General features: G+C 40.9%; 18 protein-coding genes and 1 pseudogene. 15 read left to right on the forward strand and 4 right to left on the reverse strand.

What is annotated here, in order from left to right; all coding sequences use genetic code 11:
* Nucleotides 1–63 precede the first annotated feature (63 nt).
* From C2M30_RS01715 to C2M30_RS01725, 3 genes are all read left to right on the forward strand, one after another.
* On the forward strand, nt 64–597 hold the full coding sequence (locus C2M30_RS01715) for a hypothetical protein (RefSeq protein WP_105170449.1): 534 nt from the start codon (nt 64–66) through the stop codon (nt 595–597).
* A gap of 121 nt (nt 598–718) precedes the next feature.
* The gene (locus C2M30_RS01720) at nt 719–2503 is read left to right on the forward strand and encodes a GGDEF domain-containing protein (RefSeq protein ID WP_105170450.1); all 1785 of its coding nucleotides are present in this window, start codon (nt 719–721) and stop codon (nt 2501–2503) included.
* A 91-nt stretch (nt 2504–2594) separates the two neighbouring features.
* Nucleotides 2595–3434 carry a substrate-binding periplasmic protein gene (locus tag C2M30_RS01725; RefSeq protein WP_105170451.1) on the forward strand — a complete coding sequence of 280 codons (840 nt, stop codon included), beginning with the start codon at nt 2595–2597 and terminating at the stop codon, nt 3432–3434.
* 47 nt (nt 3435–3481) lie between these two features.
* Here the strand turns inward: C2M30_RS01725 and suhB are convergent, their stop codons facing one another.
* Nucleotides 3482–4285: an inositol-1-monophosphatase gene (suhB, locus tag C2M30_RS01730; RefSeq protein ID WP_010561893.1), complete on the reverse strand. Its 804-nt coding sequence runs from the start codon at nt 4283–4285 to the stop codon at nt 3482–3484.
* A 252-nt stretch (nt 4286–4537) separates the two neighbouring features.
* Between suhB and trmJ the strand changes: the two genes are divergently transcribed.
* The 12 genes and pseudogenes from trmJ (at nt 4538) to C2M30_RS01785 (ending at nt 14877) form a co-directional block, all read left to right on the forward strand.
* Entirely contained in the window at nt 4538–5278 is a 741-nt protein-coding gene (trmJ, locus tag C2M30_RS01735; RefSeq protein ID WP_105170452.1) for a tRNA (cytosine(32)/uridine(32)-2'-O)-methyltransferase TrmJ, read from the forward strand.
* A gap of 185 nt (nt 5279–5463) precedes the next feature.
* A pseudogene (gene iscR, locus C2M30_RS21590) lies at nt 5464–5963 on the forward strand (Fe-S cluster assembly transcriptional regulator IscR).
* 19 nt (nt 5964–5982) lie between these two features.
* Nucleotides 5983–7200 (forward strand): IscS subfamily cysteine desulfurase, encoded by a 1218-nt coding sequence (locus C2M30_RS01740; RefSeq protein ID WP_199775868.1) that lies wholly within the window; start codon nt 5983–5985, stop codon nt 7198–7200.
* Nucleotides 7201–7231: 31 nt separating this feature from the next.
* Nucleotides 7232–7615 carry a Fe-S cluster assembly scaffold IscU gene (iscU, locus tag C2M30_RS01745; RefSeq protein ID WP_010561889.1) on the forward strand — a complete coding sequence of 128 codons (384 nt, stop codon included), beginning with the start codon at nt 7232–7234 and terminating at the stop codon, nt 7613–7615.
* A 3-nt stretch (nt 7616–7618) separates the two neighbouring features.
* Entirely contained in the window at nt 7619–7942 is a 324-nt protein-coding gene (iscA, locus tag C2M30_RS01750) for an iron-sulfur cluster assembly protein IscA (RefSeq protein ID WP_010561888.1), read from the forward strand.
* 81 nt (nt 7943–8023) lie between these two features.
* Complete coding sequence (gene hscB / locus C2M30_RS01755; protein ID WP_105170454.1) at nt 8024–8551, forward strand: co-chaperone HscB; 528 nt, start codon at nt 8024–8026, stop codon at nt 8549–8551.
* A gap of 16 nt (nt 8552–8567) precedes the next feature.
* Nucleotides 8568–10427: a Fe-S protein assembly chaperone HscA gene (hscA, locus tag C2M30_RS01760; protein WP_105170455.1), complete on the forward strand. Its 1860-nt coding sequence runs from the start codon at nt 8568–8570 to the stop codon at nt 10425–10427.
* A 1-nt stretch (nt 10428) separates the two neighbouring features.
* Nucleotides 10429–10767 (forward strand): ISC system 2Fe-2S type ferredoxin, encoded by a 339-nt coding sequence (gene fdx / locus C2M30_RS01765; protein WP_100914000.1) that lies wholly within the window; start codon nt 10429–10431, stop codon nt 10765–10767.
* Nucleotides 10768–10897: 130 nt separating this feature from the next.
* Nucleotides 10898–11275, forward strand: a complete 378-nt coding sequence (locus C2M30_RS01770) for an STAS/SEC14 domain-containing protein (RefSeq protein ID WP_010561884.1) — start codon at nt 10898–10900, stop codon at nt 11273–11275.
* Between the two features lie 97 nt (nt 11276–11372).
* Nucleotides 11373–12269: an NTP transferase domain-containing protein gene (locus C2M30_RS01775; protein ID WP_105170456.1), complete on the forward strand. Its 897-nt coding sequence runs from the start codon at nt 11373–11375 to the stop codon at nt 12267–12269.
* Nucleotides 12262–13365, forward strand: coding sequence for a phosphotransferase enzyme family protein (locus C2M30_RS01780; RefSeq protein WP_234004664.1), 1104 nt, complete (start codon nt 12262–12264; stop codon nt 13363–13365). The genes C2M30_RS01775 and C2M30_RS01780 overlap by 8 nt, the downstream gene beginning before the upstream one ends.
* A gap of 141 nt (nt 13366–13506) precedes the next feature.
* Entirely contained in the window at nt 13507–14877 is a 1371-nt protein-coding gene (locus C2M30_RS01785) for a Gfo/Idh/MocA family protein (protein WP_105170457.1), read from the forward strand.
* 491 nt (nt 14878–15368) lie between these two features.
* On the opposite strand, the gene C2M30_RS01790 is transcribed toward C2M30_RS01785, so the two are convergent.
* The 3 genes from C2M30_RS01790 to C2M30_RS01800 form a co-directional block, all read right to left on the reverse strand.
* Complete coding sequence (locus C2M30_RS01790; RefSeq protein ID WP_105170458.1) at nt 15369–15719, reverse strand: hypothetical protein; 351 nt, start codon at nt 15717–15719, stop codon at nt 15369–15371.
* A 31-nt stretch (nt 15720–15750) separates the two neighbouring features.
* A complete protein-coding gene (locus C2M30_RS01795) occupies nt 15751–16866 on the reverse strand; it encodes an acyltransferase family protein (protein WP_105170459.1) in 1116 nt (371 codons plus the stop codon).
* A 171-nt stretch (nt 16867–17037) separates the two neighbouring features.
* Nucleotides 17038–17679: a hypothetical protein gene (locus C2M30_RS01800; protein WP_158683295.1), complete on the reverse strand. Its 642-nt coding sequence runs from the start codon at nt 17677–17679 to the stop codon at nt 17038–17040.
* Nucleotides 17680–18798: the final 1119 nt, after the last annotated feature.

The raw sequence follows: 18798 nt of genomic DNA on the forward strand, positions 1-18798 counted from the left end.
CTGGCCTTTTTTTTTGTCTTTAGTATGATACTGAAAATGATAAACATTCTCAAAGGCATTAAAATGAAAAAGCTAACTGTACTTGCTAGTTTTGCAGCAATGACACTTTTAACAGCATGTGGTGATAAACAACAAACTAACGCCGAAGCGGTAGCAAAAGCACCTATAGCTAATCAAGCGTTAGCAGACTACAAAGAGGGTGCTAAAACACTAGTGACAATGATTAAAGAAGCTAAACCAGATACTGAAATCGCTGTAAAGTCAGCTGAGTTAGTAGCGGGTTCTAAAACAATCATTACGCAGTTTATAAATAAACATCCAAAGTGTACTGAGTATTTAACAGCACTGAATAATGCGGCGGATATCATTCCAACCTTACCGCTAGAAGAGATCGAGTCAGGTTATCATGAAGACGGTAAACTGCCTAAGTTTGACGACCCTAACTGTTACCATGCGAAGGACTTACTGGTGCATCCTGCAACGGTACAAGCAATGGCGACAATGGGGATTACCACTGCAGAAATGCGTGAAAGTGCAGAAATGGAAATTATTGAAGTTATTGCACACTTTTCTCAGGTTGAAAAAGCATTAAACTAACCTAAATTTCAAAAGGTTGTGATTATAAAGTGAAATAATTACAACCTTTTCTGACACTTAGCTTCTGAAATAATTCTGTCATTATCTCTTGTTATATTCGCCATCCGTAAAGAGGTGAATTATGCAAAACTTGAAACAATCGATCAGCCTTAAAGCGATTCTGTCAAAGCGACAGATCACAACGCTGTTTCAACCCATTCTTGATATTGAAAAAGAAACGGTGCTCGGCTACGAAGCTTTGTCGCGAGGCCCTGAAAATTCAAGTTTTTTCAGCCCTGTCGAACTCTTTGCCCAAGCTGAAAAAGATGCCTGCCTCTCAGAACTAGAGCTTCTTTGTCGTGAAAAAGCCATTGAGAACTTTGTTGCCCAAGGGTTGCCTGGGAAATTGTTTATCAATGTAAGTCCGTCTGCATTACTGGAAGCCGCGCATCCCAAAGGTGAAACTTTACAACTGCTTGCTAAACACGGTTTAGCCACATCACGGGTTGTGATTGAGATTACTGAGCGGGAGCCGTTAGCACAAAGCGATTTATTATTTGAAGCGATTAAACATTATCGTGATTTAGGTTTGCATATTGCCATTGATGACTTTGGTTCGGGTTACAGCGGGCTAAAACAGTGGTCTGAACTCAAGCCTGACATCGTTAAAATTGATCGTTATTTTATCGATCATTGCGATAAAAGTGTGGTGAAAAAAGAATTTTTACGTTCGATATTAGAGCTGGCAAAAATCACTAATACGCGAGTAATAGCTGAAGGTATAGAACGCACGCAAGAATTAACACTGTTAAAAAATCTGGGTGTTGAACTAGCACAAGGCTTTTTGCTTGAACGCCCGGTACTTTCGCCGTGTCAGAGTTTTGATGAATGCATTGCTGCGCAAAAGTTAGTGGATATGCCACGCAATACGAAAGACGATTCCCCTTTTATTGGCAATTTATTACTAAGCCAGCAGTCTATTTTTGTCACGACCAATTGCGGTGTGGCGAAGAAGTATTTCGAGCAAGATAAGTTATTGCAAAGCCTGGTAGTGCTTAATCAAGATAATCGACCCGTTGGCATATTACACCGAGATCAACTTGCCGAAATATTTTCGTCAACCTATGGGGCGGCGCTACACTCTAAGCGCTCAGTCGATGAGGTTATGGATCATCAGCCTTTAGTAGTTGATAGATTGACAGCGTTGGACTCTGTGAGCCAAAAAATTACTGACTCAGATTTTGATATACGCCGCTATATTATTGTGACACAAGAAGGGCAATACGTTGGTGTTGTTGCTATTCGCGATATTCTAAAACACATTACTGACGAGAAAATTAAAAACGCGCAGCATGCCAACCCGTTAACCATGTTGCCGGGTAATGTGGCAATTAATGATAATATTGAACGCCGTTTAAATGCGCGACAAGATTTCGAACTAGCGTATATCGATTTAAATCACTTTAAGCAGTTTAACGATCTCTATGGTTATGCCAGTGGTGACATGGTAATTAAACTACTTGCTGAAATTTGCCGCCAAGTGTGTAATCAAAAAGACTGCTTTATTGGTCATATTGGTGGCGATGATTTTATGCTGGTGTGTCCTAGTGACTTAGGCGAAGCGCTGTGTCGTAAAATAATATCGGAGTTTGAAACCGCCGTTAGAGCCTATTTTACGCCAGAGCACGTTGCAGCAGGGGGCTATTGGGCAACCAACCGCGAGGGTGAAAAGAAGTTTGTGCCCTTGTTAACCTTGTCTATTGGTTTAGTTAATCCTGATATTGAGCACTGCGAAAACAGTCATCAAGTGGCAGCGCTGGCAACCGATGCTAAAAAGGAAGCTAAGCGTTTTGTAACCAGTCACTTGTTTATTTGTAAACGCCGTCGCCCGACCATGGCGATAGTCAGACTACCGGTAGCAAAATAATCTATTCGTGGCGATTGAAAAACAATCGCTTTACCTAAACAGTAACTTGTTTTAACTTACTATTACTTGAGCTATGTTTGGGGCAAGTAATATGAGAACAAATGTACCATATTGTTTTATAGCGCTTATTTCACTTTTAACCTGTTCAGTAGCAGCAACAGAAATTGTGAAAGTTGCCAAAGAGCAGCGCAAGCTATACCCAAGAGATGATTACATTGTTAGCCTGTTAGAGTTGGCACTGGCCAATCAGCCGTACCAATTACAACATGTGCCTGTTCACCCACACCAGCAGCGTACCTTACTAAAACTCAGCCAAGGTGATGTAGATATTCATTGGGGCATGACGAGTCCTGACCGCGAAGCCATTGCTACCGCAATTCCTATTCCTATTTTTAAAGGGTTGATTGGTAAACGTATTGCGCTGATTAAAGACGATCGGCAAAGTGACTTTACTGCGATTGATAGCGACAAGCTAAAGCAGTTTACTGCGGTTCAGGGGCACGATTGGCCCGATACTAAAATTCTTGCGCAAAATGGCTACCGAGTAAAAGCATTTGCACATTATAAAGCCATGTTCACTTTAGTTTCTCGTGGGCAGGTGGATTATTTCCCCCGCTCTGTCATTGAAATTCAAGATGAACTTTTGGAGTTTAAGCCACTTGGTTTGGCGATAGAGACATCGCATTTAATAAATTATCCTGCGGCATTCTACTTTTTTGTAAATAAAGAAAAAACGGCGTTAGCCAATGCACTGCAAGCAGGGTTAACAGAAATGATTGCTGATGGTCGATTTGATAAGTTGTTTGATGATTATTTTGCAGAAGGGCTGAGCCAATTAAACTTAGCGAAGCGCGAAATACATTATTTAGAAAATGATTATTTTACAAATACAGCGCTGTTGCAAAATAACGCGCTTTGGTACAAAAAATAAGGAAGCAATGTGCTTCCTTATTTATAAAACCTAGTTAAAGCATGCGATTATTTAAGTAATGCATCGCTTAAATGTGGACGAAGCTCTTTCACAATCGCTTGTGCAAGTTTTGGTGCGCCACATACAATATTGCCTGACTTATCTTGGTTGTTGCCGCCAGCAAAATCAGTTACTAAGCCACCTGCTTCTTTAACAAGTAGTTGACCTGCTGCAGTATCCCATGGCTTTAAACCAATTTCGAAGAAACCATCAACACGACCCGCTGCAACATAAGCTAAATCTAGCGCTGCAGAACCTGCGCGGCGCATATCTGCTGTATGAACGAATAATGCACTGAATGCATTCATGTATTCTTCCATATGATGCTTTTGCTTGAATGGGAAGCCGGTTGCTAGCACAGTACCTGAAAGGTCAGTTGCCTTATTTACACGAATACGCTTGCTGTTAAGCTGTGCGCCTTGACCGCGTGTAGCTGTGAATAATTCACCACGAATTGGATCGTAAACAACCGCTTGCTCTGTACGGCCTTTAACTTTTAATGCAATAGATACTGCGAAGTGTGGAATGCCCTTGATGAAGTTAGTCGTGCCATCAAGTGGATCGATAACCCAAAGGTAATCAGCGTCGCTGCCAAGTTGTTGACCTAGCTCTTCGCCTACAATGCTATGCTTAGGGTAAGACTTTAAAATAGTGTCGCGAATCATCGCTTCCGCGTCTTTGTCTACGTTAGTTACAAAGTCGTTGCTACCTTTTTGAAGTACTTCAACTTTATCTTTCTCTTCAAATTTTTGAAGAATAACTTTACCTGCATTTCGCGCAGCGCGAACCGCAATGTTTAACATTGGATGCATAGCTTTACCTTTAGGTTTTAAAAGAACTCATTAACTACTAAGTTGTGCCTTAATTTGGTCACCCCTCAGTTCAGCCGCGCTATTTTAGCGACTTTTTTGCGGTTGTAAACCAAAATAATAAATTTAATCTCTGGTTAACAATTAATCAAACTGGTGTGCTAAAAAATCGCTAATCGCGGTGTAATAGTCGAAATTTAATGATGAGTAGGCTAAAATCCGCGCCAGATAAAATTTCAGAGTTTAGAACGTAACATGACGCTAGATAAAATTCGTATTGTACTGGTTAATACTTCGCACACAGGTAACATTGGTTCAGTTGCTCGTGCAATGAAAACAATGGGCTTTAGCAAGCTTTATTTAGTAGATCCTGTTAACCCTGTCGATAGTCACGCAAGTGCACTTGCAGCGGGAGCAACCGATGTACTAGGTAATGCGGTAGTTGTTGATACCTTGCAAGAGGCGATTGCTGATTGTAATACCGTGATTGGCACCAGTGCGCGTTCACGTACTTTATCTTGGCCAATGGTTAACCCTGTTGAGTGCGGCGAAAAACTGCTTGCTGGTACAGAGCAAGAAGGTGATGTAGCGCTTGTATTTGGTCGTGAAAATAGCGGCTTAACTAATGAAGAGCTGCAACTGTGTAATTTCCACGTATGTATTGCAGCTAACCCTGAATACTCGTCACTGAACCTTGCTATGGCTGTGCAAACCCTGTGTTATGAAACACGCATGCGCTACCTTGCCAAAGGCGAACAACAAATTGAGCAAGATGATGCGGTATACCCAAGTTCTGAACAGATGGAGCTTTTCTACCAACATTTAGAAAAAACCTTGTCAGACACGGGCTTTATTATTAAACAACATCCAGGTCAAGTAATGACTAAGCTACGCCGTTTATTTAATCGTGCACGCCCAGAAGAGCAAGAGCTTAACATTCTGCGCGGGATTTTAACCTCGATTGACAAATCAGTTGTGAAAAAAGACAGCGAATAGCTTAAAGACAATACTTGACTAATTTACTCAGGTAATTAAAATAATACTTGAGTAAATTACTAGGTTATTCTGTTCTAGCTTATATATAGCAAGACTAAAGAATAACCTAAGTGTGAACAATAAATACTTGACTATCTTAGTCAGGTAATTAAAATTCGCACTCTTATTGATGATGGGGGCTTAGCATGAAATTAACGTCGAAAGGTCGATATGCAGTAACTGCACTATTAGACGTGGCGCTTCATACTAAAATTGGCCCAGTTCCCCTCGCTGAAATTTCAGAACGACAAGACATTTCACTCTCATACCTTGAGCAGTTATTTTCGCGTTTGCGCAAGCAAGATTTAGTACGCTCTGTTCGTGGTCCTGGCGGTGGTTACTTACTAGGTAAGGAAGCCTCAGAGATTTCAGTTGGCGATATCATATCTGCAGTCAATGAATCGGTAGATGCCACACGTTGTGGTGGTGAAGGCGATTGCCAAAATGGTGTTCGCTGCTTAACACACTCATTATGGAGTGAATTGAGCCAGCGCATCGAAGAATTTTTAAACAGTATTACGTTAGCTGAGTTAGTTGCCAAAAAAGATGTGCAACAAGTTGCTGGTCGCCAAGACCAAACGGTTGAAAAAGCCGTTGAAAATTCACTCAGTCAGCTTGAAAATATCAAATTAGTTGCCAAATGTAGCAATTCGGAGCAAGTAAATATGAAGTTACCAATTTATTTAGATTATGCCGCCACAACACCTGTCGATCCGCGTGTAGCTGACGCTATGATGCAGTGTTTAACAATGGACGGTAATTTTGGTAACCCTGCGTCACGTTCTCACCGTTTTGGTTGGCAGGCAGAAGAAGCGGTTGACCAAGCGCGTCACGACATTGCTGAATTAATCAATGCAGACCCGCGTGAAATCGTTTTCACATCAGGTGCTACAGAATCAAATAACTTGGCAATTAAAGGTGCTGCTAATTTCTACGCGAAAAAAGGCAAGCACGTAATCACAGTTAAAACAGAACACAAAGCCGTATTAGACACGTGTCGTGAACTTGAGCGTCAAGGCTTTGAAGTTACTTATATGGACGTTGAAGAAAACGGCTTACTAGACCTTAAGAAGCTTGAAGCAGCAATGCGTGATGACACTGTGCTTGTGAGCGTAATGCACGTAAATAACGAGCTAGGTGTAGTACAAGATATCGCAACCATTGGCGAAATGTGTCGCGAACGTAAAATCATGTTCCATGTTGATGGTGCGCAAAGCGCAGGTAAAGTAAAAATCGACATGCAAGCACTTAAAGTAGACTTCATGTCTTTCTCTGGTCACAAAGTGTATGGCCCGAAAGGTATTGGTGCACTTTATGTTCGTCGTAAGCCGCGTGCGCGTTTAGAAGCACAAATGCACGGTGGTGGTCATGAGCGTGGTATGCGTTCAGGTACACTGGCAACACACCAAATCGTAGGTATGGGTCAGGCGTTCAAAGTTGCAAATGAAGATTTTGATAAAGATCACGCACACATCAGTGCACTACGTAAGCGTTTGATTGATGGCATTATGTCGGATATCGAAGAAGTTTACTTTAACGGTACACCAGAGCAATCAGTACCAGGTATTGTAAATATCTCATTCAACTATGTTGAAGGTGAGTCATTACTAATGGCACTTAAAGATATCGCGGTATCTTCAGGTTCTGCATGTACATCGGCAAGTTTAGAACCATCTTACGTATTACGTGCGCTAGGCCGTAACGACGAATTAGCACATAGCTCAATTCGTTTCAGTATTGGTCGTTTCACGACTGAAGAAGAGATTGATTACACTGTTCAGTTAATCAAAGACTCAATTGGCCGTTTGCGCGAAATGTCTCCTTTATGGGAAATGTATAAAGAAGGCGTTGATTTAGAGTCTGTTGAGTGGACACACCACTAATTAAATGAATTGGGTATTGAGGTAACAAGCAATGGCATATAGTGACAAAGTAATTGACCATGTAGAGAATCCACGTAACGTAGGTTCTTTCGACAAGAATGACCCAAGTGTTGCAACGGGTATGGTTGGCGCACCAGCGTGTGGTGACGTAATGAAGTTGCAAATTAAGGTATCTGACGATGGCATCATCGAAGATGCAAAATTTAAAACCTATGGTTGTGGTAGCGCGATTGCATCGTCATCACTAGTAACTGAATGGGTTAAAGGTAAAAGCCTAGACGAAGCGGGTGAAATCAAAAACACTGATATCACAGCGGAACTAGAATTACCGCCAGTTAAAATTCACTGTTCAATTTTAGCGGAAGATGCAATCCAAGCAGCGATTGCGGATTACAAAAAAAAGCACGGTGAATAATTTATGGCGATTACTTTAACAGATGCAGCCGCTGATCGCGTACGCTCATTTTTAACCAATCGCGGTAAAGGTCTAGGCCTACGCGTTGGTGTTAAAACAACAGGGTGCTCAGGCCTTGCCTATGTACTTGAGTTTGTTGATGAGTTAGCGGAAGGCGATGAAACCTTTGAACATAACGGTGTAACCGTCATTGTTGATGGTAAAAGCCTAGTGTACATCGACGGCACTGAGCTGGACTTTGTTAAAGAAGGCCTAAATGAAGGGTTTAAATTTAACAACCCGAATCAAAATGGTGAGTGTGGTTGCGGCGAAAGCTTTACCGTATAACCCTTACTATTTGATCTAATTTATTAAGCCCTGCAATTGCGGGGCTTGTGTGCAATTAAGAGCGAGGATTTTTTCGTTACTATGAAATACTTTGAGTTATTTGCAATCCCTGTCCAATTTGATGTTGATCTCAACACTGTTAACGCACGCTATCTCGAACTGCAAAAAATTCTTCACCCTGATCGTCATGCTAGTTTAGGCGCACAGCAACAACTGCTTGCGGTACAAAAAACGGCAGAATTAAACGACGCATTACAGGTTATCAAGCAGCCGCTAAAACGCGCAGAATACATTTTAGCAGAAAAGCACATTGATATTCGTGCTGAGCAACAGACTTTGCAAGACCCTGAGTTTTTAATGCAGCAGATGGAGCTGCGAGAAGAGCTAAGTGAAATTACTGACGCAGCAGACCCTGAAGCAGCAATTGCACAGTTCGAAAATCACGTAAAAGAACTTCATCAAGATTATTACGCAGAGCTCAAAAAGCACATTGACAGTGACGACCAAGAGCAGCTTAAAATTGCCGCAGATATAGTACGCAAGCTTAAATTTATTTATAAGTTACGAGAAGAATTAGAGCGCATTGAAGATTCGCTTTTCGACGACTAATTAGGACGCGAGAAACATGTTACTCCAAATAGCAGAACCAGGCCAAAGTGCATCACCACATGAGCACAAATTAGCAGTTGGCATTGACTTAGGAACCACAAACTCGCTGGTTGCAACAGTACAAAGTGGCGAAACCAAAGTACTGCCAGACTTAATGGGCAAAACAATTTTGCCATCAGCCATCCATTATGGTGAGAACACAATTACTGTTGGCGAAAAAGCCAAGGTAGATGCACCGCTAGACGCTGCCAATACGCTTATTTCGGTAAAACGCTTTCTTGGTAAATCATTCCAAGAAATCAGTCAGATTGCCGACCAACTGCCATACCAATTTAGCAACGACGATGACGTATTAGCAATTCAAACACGTCAGGGCAACATTAACCCAATTCAAGCGTCGAGCGAGATTCTAAAAGCGCTAAAAGCGCGTGCAATGGACAGCTTCGGCGGTGAAGAAATTACTGGCGCGGTGATCACTGTTCCTGCGTATTTTGATGATGCACAGCGTCAAGGCACCAAAGATGCCGCAGAACTAGCTGGCTTAAATGTACTGCGCTTACTTAACGAACCAACAGCCGCTGCGGTTGCTTATGGTTTAGATTCAGGTAAAGAAGGTGTTATCGCGGTTTATGACTTAGGTGGCGGTACCTTTGATGTGTCAATTCTGCGTTTGAATAAAGGCGTATTTGAAGTTCTTGCGACGGGCGGTGACTCGGCACTTGGCGGTGATGACTTTGACGCACTGTTGGTGAATTACTTTAAAGAGCAAACCGGCATTAACGCACCTAATGCAGACACGCTGCGTTTATTTATGGAAAAAGCGCGCGCATGTAAAGAAGCGCTTACTAATTACAATCTGGTAAACGTCGGCTTAGATTTAGGCGAGCAGCAGTTTAAAATTGAAGTAACGAAAGAGTTCTTTAATGAATTAGCACAAGGCCTTGTGAAAAAGACATTACGTGCATCGCGCCGCGCCTTGAAAGATGCCGGTGTTGAAAAAGAAGACGTGCTTGAAGTTGTAATGGTTGGTGGCTCTACCCGTATGCCAATCGTCCGTGAGCAAGTAGGTGAGTTTTTTGGTAAAGAACCACTTACTTCAATTGACCCAGACCAAGTTGTTGCTTTGGGTGCGGCAATTCAAGCCGACATATTAGTAGGTAATAAACCTGATTCAGATATGTTGCTGCTTGATGTATTACCGCTTTCACTCGGTTTAGAAACCATGGGTGGCTTGGTTGAAAAAATCATTCCTCGCAACACCACTATTCCTGTTGCTCGTGCACAAGAGTTTACTACGTTCAAAGATGGCCAAACGGCAATGTCGCTACATGTGCTGCAAGGCGAGCGTGAACTGGTAGATGATTGCCGCTCACTGGCTAAATTTAGCTTAAAAGGGATTCCACCAATGGCGGCGGGTGCGGCGCATATTCGTGTAACCTTTAAAGTAGATGCGGACGGTCTTCTAAGCGTAAGTGCAATGGAAAAATCCACAGGTGTGCAGTCTGAAATTCAGGTTAAACCATCGTTTGGTTTATCAGATAACCAAGTTGCTGATATGATTAAATCGTCGTTGGTTAATGCTAAAGACGATATGCAAGCACGTATGCTAAAAGAGCAACAAGTTGAAGCGCTACGAGTGATTGAAGCATTAAATGCATCACTTGATCAAAGTGGTCACTTACTTTCAACTGATGAAAAAAGCGAATTAGAAAGCGAAATCAGCAAATTAGCGGTACTTCGCGAAACGGCGACAACGCCAGACCAACTAAAATCAGCCATTGAAGCCATTGATAAAGCAAGCAGTGAGTTTGCATCGCGCCGTATGGATGATTCAATTAAACAGGCTTTAACTGGCCAGTCGGTAGATGAGGTTTAATATGCCACAAATTATTTTCTTACCACATGAAGAACTTTGTCCAGAAGGCGCGGCAATTGAAGCACCTACTGGCGAAACGGTGCTTGATGTTGCGCTTAAAAATGGTATTTCAATTCCACATGCGTGTGAAAAGTCATGTGCATGTACTACATGTCATGTAATTGTGCGTGAAGGTTTTGATTCGCTTGAAGAAAGTGATGAACTTGAAGATGATATGCTGGATAAAGCATGGGGTTTAGAGCCTGAATCACGCCTTGGCTGTCAGGCAATTATCGCAGATGAAGACCTAGTCGTAGAAATTCCAAAGTACAATTTGAATATTGTAAACGAGGAACACTAATTACACAGTGATTAATGTTTTAGAAAAGCGCTCTTTGAGCGCTTTTTTATTGCCTGAAATTTGTCTAATATCAAAGATGCTTGAATCTGTTTTGTTTAATCTAAAACTATAACTAAGAGCGGGAAAGCTTATGAAACCACATGGGATCAGTATTGGTTTAAGTCGCGTTAAATCGACATTCTTTATTCACATTCGCGCATTTGGCACACTGCAACATGATGACTATCAGTACATGGTGCCCACCATTGAATCAGCGCTTAGTGAAGTAACACAGCCCAAGCTGAATGTTTTAATTGATATTACCGAGCTGGATGGCTGGACCATGAATGCCGCGTGGGATGACTTTAAGTTTGGCATGAAACATCGTCGAGAATTCGAAAAAATCGCCGTTATTTGCTCACATCGTTGGCAAAAAGGGGTAATGCATGTTTCAAATTGGTTTATGCCGGGCGAAATTGAATCATTCAATAATCATCACGATGCATTGGTTTGGTTGGAGCAAGCATAAAACCCTGGTGACTTAGCGTGCTAAATTAGTTAATGCAATTGCGTAAAAAGCCTTGTAGAATTTATTTTTTGTTTAGATTAGTCATTCTGTAATATTCATGATGCATGGAAGTCGCGGTAATATCGCATCAAACTCGCTTATTTCTCCAAAAGACGTCAGCTTAGTGATTCTCGCAGGCGGTCTCGGGCGACGTTTTGGTGGCAATAAACAGCTTGCCGTTGTACCGGGTATTGAAAAAACGCTGCTTGAACTCAGTATTTCGGATGCGTTTAATGCCGGAATACGCCATGTGGTATTAGTTGTTAATGCTGCAATTAAGCAAACCGTTGAGGCTCAAATACTGCCTCGTTTGCATCCAGATTTAACGGTTGATATTGCCGTACAATCGATTTCGGATGTACCACCACATTACAAAGGCATGTTTTCTGAGCGTGAAAAGCCATGGGGTACAGGTCATGCATTACTCGCTGCGAAACAATTTGTAAAAGCACACTGTGTGGTGATCACCGCAGATGATTATTATGGAAAATCAGCCTTTAGTACCTTACTTGCAAACTGGCAAAATAATGGCGCATGGCGTTTATTAGGTTATCCATTAGCGAGCACACTGACTGAGCAAGGCGGTGTCAATCGTGGGATCTGTGAACTTTCAGGCTCACAGCTAAACAAAATTACCGAAGTTTTAAATATTGATGCAGATCTTCGTGGTGAAACCGTTTCTGGTGAGCAGGTTACCCTGTCACCAAACACCTACGCATCAATGACCATTTGGGCACTGGGTTTTGAGATATTCAACCAATTAGAAGATGGCTTTATCGCGTTTTTAAAACAGTATGACAGCGCTATCAATGGCGAGTTTTTTCTACCAGACCAAATCCAGTATTTAGTTGCGCAGCATGCGCAAGTTGTCGAGTTGTTACCTGCCAAGGACTGCTGGCTGGGTGTAACCTATAGCGATGATTTGGCGCGCGTTGCTCAGCAATTAAATGAGTAAATATGAGCAGTTGCAAGAGATTACAATGACGTATCAAGAGCAAGCCTTGGCCTTGTCTAACCAATATGGGTTGGGGCAAACAGGCATTTCAATTAAGCCAATTGGCAGTGGTCACATTAATACCACGCTACTTTTAAGTTCACCAGAAAAGCATTTAGTGGTGCAAAAGCTAAATACCCAAGTGTTTCCGGATTCACAGGCCTTGGTATCAAATGCGCGCAAAATTGAAAAGCACTTGACTAAAAAAGCGCAAAAAAACGCGTATGATCTCGATGTAATTAAGCATGTCGCAACTCAAGATGAAACGCATTTAGTGCGCCTTAATGGCGATACGTGGCGCGCACTTGAATTTATAGGCGGCAGCTACAGTGAAGACGTGGTTGAATCGAGCGAAAAAGCAAAAATTGCCGCCGGTGCTTTTGGTCAGTTTGCAAAAGCACTGAATGATTTTGAAGCCGACTCTCTTAAAACTGTGATCCCAGATTTTCATAATCTTGCAATGCGTGTTAATGCGTTAGAAGAGGCGGTTTCGGCCGATAAAGTGGCACGTGTGAATACTTGTGCAGCAGAAATTGAGTTTTGCCAACAGCAACGTCAGCTGCTCGACGAAATAGCTGATATAGTGCCAGATTTACCCGTACGCGCATGCCACAATGATACTAAAATCAACAATATGCTGTTTTGTAAAAAGTCAGATCAAGCAAAGGCCGTTATTGATTTAGATACCTGTATGCCAGGTTATTGGATGTTTGATTTTGGTGATATGGTACGCACATTTTGCTCACCAGAAGCGGAAGACTCAACTAATTTAGATAAAGTGAAAGTACGTGAGCATATTTTTGCGTCAATTGTTGAGGGTTATGTAGAGCCGCTTAAAAATGTTTTGTCTGAAAAAGAAAAGCAAAGTTTTTGGCTTGGCGCTAAGGTGATGAGCTTTATGATTGGCGTGCGCTTTTTAACAGATTATTTAGATGGCGATAACTACTTTACCATTCACCGCGACAATCATAATCTAGACCGCGCACGTAACCAGTTTGCACTGTATAAAGACTTACTTAAAAAAGAGCAAACGCTGAAAGAAATTTTGTTCAAATAAACTTGTATTGATAAAAGGCAGCCTAGCTGCCTTTTTTGTTTTTAAAGTTAACGCTTTTATTAATCGCATTGTTTTGCCCTGAAATAAGCAATGAGATATTAATACTGAATAATAAAAATAGTTCGTTCAAAGGAAATACACATGAAAAATATGGATCGTCGCGGTTTTTTAAAAGCCGCAACTGTCACTGCAGCTGCGGGTTTAACCGCTGCTTGTGCAACGTCAAATAATCAATTTACACCAGCAAAACAGCAGGGCAAAAGTGTAATTGGCTTAATTGCGCCCAAAATGGATGTGGTACGTGTTGGTTTTATTGGTGTGGGTCAGCGCGGCTATGGTCATGTTAAACGCATGAGCCATATTGAAGGCGCTGAAATTGTTGCGATTTGTGATAACCACCAAGAAGTGCTTGAGCGCTCTGCGAAGTTTCTAACAGACAACGGTCATAAACAGCCGGCACTTTACGGTAATAGCGAATATGCCTACCGTGAAATGCTTAACCGCCAAGATATCGATATTGTAATCATTTCAACGCCTTGGAAATGGCATGCGCCAATGGCAATCGAGTCGATGGAAAGTGGTAAACACGCGTTTGTTGAAGTGCCGCTGGCTACCACAGTAGAAGAAATGTGGGACATCGTTAATACTGCTGAGCGTACGCAAAAGAACTGTATGATGATGGAAAACGTGAACTACGGCCGCGATGAGTTAATGGTGCTGAACATGGTTCGCCAAGGACTCTTTGGTGAGTTACTGCACGGTGAAGCGGCGTATATTCATGAACTGCGTTGGCAGATGAAAGAGCTTGAAACTAAAACAGGTTCATGGCGTACGGGCTGGCATGCAAAGCGTAACGGAAACCTCTATCCAACTCATGGTTTAGGGCCTGTGTCACAATATATGAACATTAACCGTGGCGATCGTTTTGACTACCTTACCTCAATGAGTTCACCGGCACTTGGCCGCGCACTTTATGCGAAAAAAGAATTCTCAGCCGACCATCAGCGTAACCAGTTAAACTACATTAATGGCGATATCAGCACTACGCTGATTAAAACGGTCCAAGGTCGCACTATTATGGTACAGCACGATACCACAACGCCGCGCCCGTATTCTCGTCATAATCTAATTCAAGGCACTAATGGCGTATTTGCAGGCTTCCCTAATCGTATCGCGTTAGAAGAGGGCGGCAGTGGTAATTTCCACGAGTGGGATTACGATATGCAGTCTTGGTATAACAAATATGACCATCCACTGTGGGTAAAAATGGGTAAAGAAGCTGAGCGCAATGGTGGCCATGGCGGCATGGATTTCTTAATGTTCTGGCGCATGATTTACTGCCTACGTAATGGCGAACCACTAGACCAAGATGTCTACGATGGCGCAGCATGGTCGGTGATTAGCCCGCTGAGTGCTGAATCACTGAATAATCGTGCAAAGTCGGTAGATATTCCTGATTTTACTCGTGGTGCATGGAAAACGGCAAAGCCGCTGGGTATAGTGACGGTTTAATGACTTCTTAGCTTTTGAAAGTTCTCAAAAACAAAAACGGTAGTTTGGGAGTTTTTTTGAGCTATCCTGCACTAGCAAATCATGTTTGTCGCGCTGGCGACAGCAGCCAAAAGATGAAAAGTAACCGAAACGGAGTTTCGCAGTGCTTTGAAATGAGGTCATGGATGACCGATGTAACCCAGCTTCAAGGATGAATTTTAATGCTAACCTTAAAAACGCCGGCCCCCCTTTGGATTCCCCCGACGCCCCGAAATCAAACTATTCTTCAAACAAAATTCAAATGTGAACATAAACGCCATGAATCGGCATCCATGCTGGCAATTGTTATTTAATTTATATTTTCAGGTTTGATTAGCAGGGGAACTCACACCTAAGTTAAAGGGCAGTTTGTGCTAGAAGTGGTAAATGATAATACCCCGCTAAGGGGCAAATTGAGGGGGGGGGGCTACACTTGCGCGCAGCAGCGGGCTAAAACGGCTTAATATGTGCTGTTAACACCCTGAAAGCTCCAACTTTTCTCGGTATCTGTTTAAAATACCTCTGGCGGAACTCAAAGTTTGCTCTGCGTCAATCTGTCTAGAAGGACTATATTCGTTATGATTAACTTTATATTCAAATGTCTCGATACCTAAACATATAAGTACAACATTAAGAGCTATGACTACTTCGTGCTCACCTTTTTCCAAGTTTTCAACTGAGTTAACCCGAGAAGCAAAATCAATACTTGTTTTTGTAATTTCACTTGTGAGTAACTTTTGCTGTAGCTGATACCCATAGATTCCAAAAAAAATTGCGCTCGTAAACACGCCAACAAAAAAAGCAATGCATATCTTAAGCTTCATATCTACTAACTTCCGTATGGTATATAAAGTCTCAATCAGCCGCCGTGTCAGCAGTCTGCTGCACTGGTCTGTTAGGCTCTTTGGCTGTAGGCCTTTGGTACTTATACTTGAGTTTCATGATAGGTTTTTCAAAATAGTGATAAGACAAAGGAACTGTAATTATGAGAAGTATTATTCCGAAATATTGTTCAGGTGGCCAAGTTTGATTGTGCGCTCGATATGGCCCAGTAGAAAGAAAAAAACCTTGATACATATAGATTCCATAAGAAACTTTTCCCAAATAGCTCAATGGTTGCGTTTCAAGTAGCTGAGTCAATTTGCTGCTTTGGTTTAGGTATATCCACCCTATAAGTAAGGTAAACCCAATACCTCTCAAGTATTGAGAAATAAAATAATTAAGATCACTTGTAAATACTTGATTGAAAACAATAATCAATATAACAAATATTGAGATCTTACTTTGTAAAAAAGTGCTCAACTTCTCACCAAGAAATTCATCTTTTAACACCATTGCGAGCAATGCTCCCATAGCGATATTAGCGCCAGCAATAAACGTCCATCTTTTGATAAAGAAGTTCGCATTAAGCCAGTCAATATTTGTTAGAATTATTGCCGCAAAGAAAGATAACAAGATAAATAAAAACGTTACAATTGAAAGTTTTCTAAGCTTAAGTGAGAAAGAAATGAATAAGAATGGCCATATCAAGTAAAAATGCTCTTCAACTGCTAGTGACCATGTATGACCTAGCACTCCAGAATACCAAACTTTTGGAATAAAGTTGTAAGAATAAGTTCCAGCGAATGCTAATGATTTATAGTTGGTTACCCCTTCACCAGTAATGTGGAAAATAAAAAGCAAAAAAACTACCAAGAAATATAGAGGGAATATTCTTAGAGACCTTCTCACATAGAAGTTATACAGCGAAACTTTTCCATTATTAGCTACTTCAATTAACAGGAGGTTAGTGATTAAAAAGCCCGACAAAACAAAAAAAGCTTGAACTCCAGAATCACCATTTATAGTACTTATTAAAGACTCGTGGATCCAGCCATTGTCTTGATAAGTCTTGAATACATGTAAATGAGTAAGAACAACTGATATTGCAGCTATAGCTCTTAGTCCATCGAAACCTTCTATTTTATTCATTTACTTCTCTATTTTTGTATTCATCAATTACTGTACTAAGTAACGATGATATGTCCTATTTCTGTAAGCAACTTGAGTGCCTTACGCCTTCATAAAATGCGGATAATGCTTGGCTAAAATTAGCGACGAAGGAGCGCAAGCCAAGCGTTTTGCGTCCTTTTGAGTAACTTGTTAGCTTGCAATTTCAAATTCAGGTGCACAGTTATCACTGACTTCAAATTGTTTGTAAAACTGATTAAGTATTTTCTTAGGGTACTTTGAAAAGCGTGCACTTTCTAAATGTTGAAAAATACTCAACGATTCCAGTGAAACTGCTTCAGGTAAGACACCAAACAATTCAAGAAATTTTAATTTCGGTAATTTAGCTAATGGTTCAAGAGTATGAACGAAAGTTTTTTTACCCCAAGCATCCCAACTTGGTAAAGTTGATAATGAAAGTGTTTCTAGCTCTAGCAAACCTGAAAGTGAGTCTAGATTTGAAATGTTTGGTAAGTGCGTAATTGAAAGAAACTTTAAACTATTGCACTTTAACAAAAAATTAAAATCACCTTCAGGCAATGTAGCTACATTGAGTTGTTCAAGGTTTGTGCATTTTGATAATTGGGAAAATGATAAATAATTGCAATGCCATATAGTCATAGACGTGATCTCCAGTCGATTCTCTATGATTGGCATGTCCCTGCTTTTATCTCTCATGAATTCGATGTGCACGATACTTCCTTGCAAACTAACATGTTTATAGCGAGCTAATCGCACGTTTTTTACCACAGCGTTGCTCGTTTTTCTGAATGACTCATTTGTAACAAACTTCATAACTATTTGCTAGTGCTATCAAAATGCAGTAGTGATGGCTTTTACCTCAGGACAAAAACGAGCGATTAGGCCGTCTTCCTGATTATATAAGCAATATACTTTGACGAAATAGAAAAGTAATTGTGAATTGCCGCTACTCACAGCTCAAAGCTAATATTGAAAAGCTTTGCTAAGATTTATCACCCCCTTTTAATCAAACCTGAACGCATTATTCATTTAAACTCTGTTTTAGGTTTGATTTAATGGGGGAGGGAGTGAATATATATATTCGCTTCCAAATGCTGTTCAGTGCCAAACATAGCCTATTGCTACTTGTTAATTACATTTATTCAGATAAATGTCATAGTTCTCAAATTCATCATGTTTGAAATATTCAGAGTCTTCCATTTCTTCGTAGTATTCAGTATCAAATGAAAACATATCCTTACCGATAGAATTACCGCAAACAGATATCTTATAACTCCCAGGCTCAAGGGGGAGAACAACGATAAGCTTGCCTGATTCAAGTTCTATGTTACTCGAAAATACTCGTTCATAGCTTATGCTTGGCTATTGGTTTATAAATACTCGAATTCTATGATCATTTAGATCTGATACTGTTTTCACGTAAATGGCTTTCTCTGTCGAGATATAGCCAAAATCTTTTGCTGTAGCACTAACCCAATTTAATCGTTCATCAGAGTAATGATCATAATCAGAATCATATATATAGAATTGGTAATGATCAGCGAATATTCGATACGCTTTCATTGTTATTTCAAACACTTAATAATTAACTAGTGCAAAAATTATACTTTTTACCTAAGCGCCACGCACTGTTATGACTCTCATATAAGTACCAAACTTGATACTTGATTGCTAGTTATTGAAATCATTAAGCTATTGCATGTAACCAAAGAGTAAAACGTGCAACTTCCTCATTTTCCTAAATATGGAGAAAACTTTTAATTCAGTGGCTAAAAAGTGAAGTTCGCAAAACATATTAAATGTGAACCTTTCGCTCATTGCTGACCTTGAAGACTGCTGCTAAAAATCATTTCCGCTTTTATCAATCCCGAAATCAACTTTGAATTGATAATGCGAGACAGGAAGCGTAGCGAGTCGAGTAAGCCATGCTTA

Origin of the sequence: Pseudoalteromonas sp. T1lg24 (assembly GCF_002964745.1) — a bacterium.
GTDB classification, from domain to species: Bacteria; Pseudomonadota; Gammaproteobacteria; order Enterobacterales; family Alteromonadaceae; genus Pseudoalteromonas; species Pseudoalteromonas spongiae.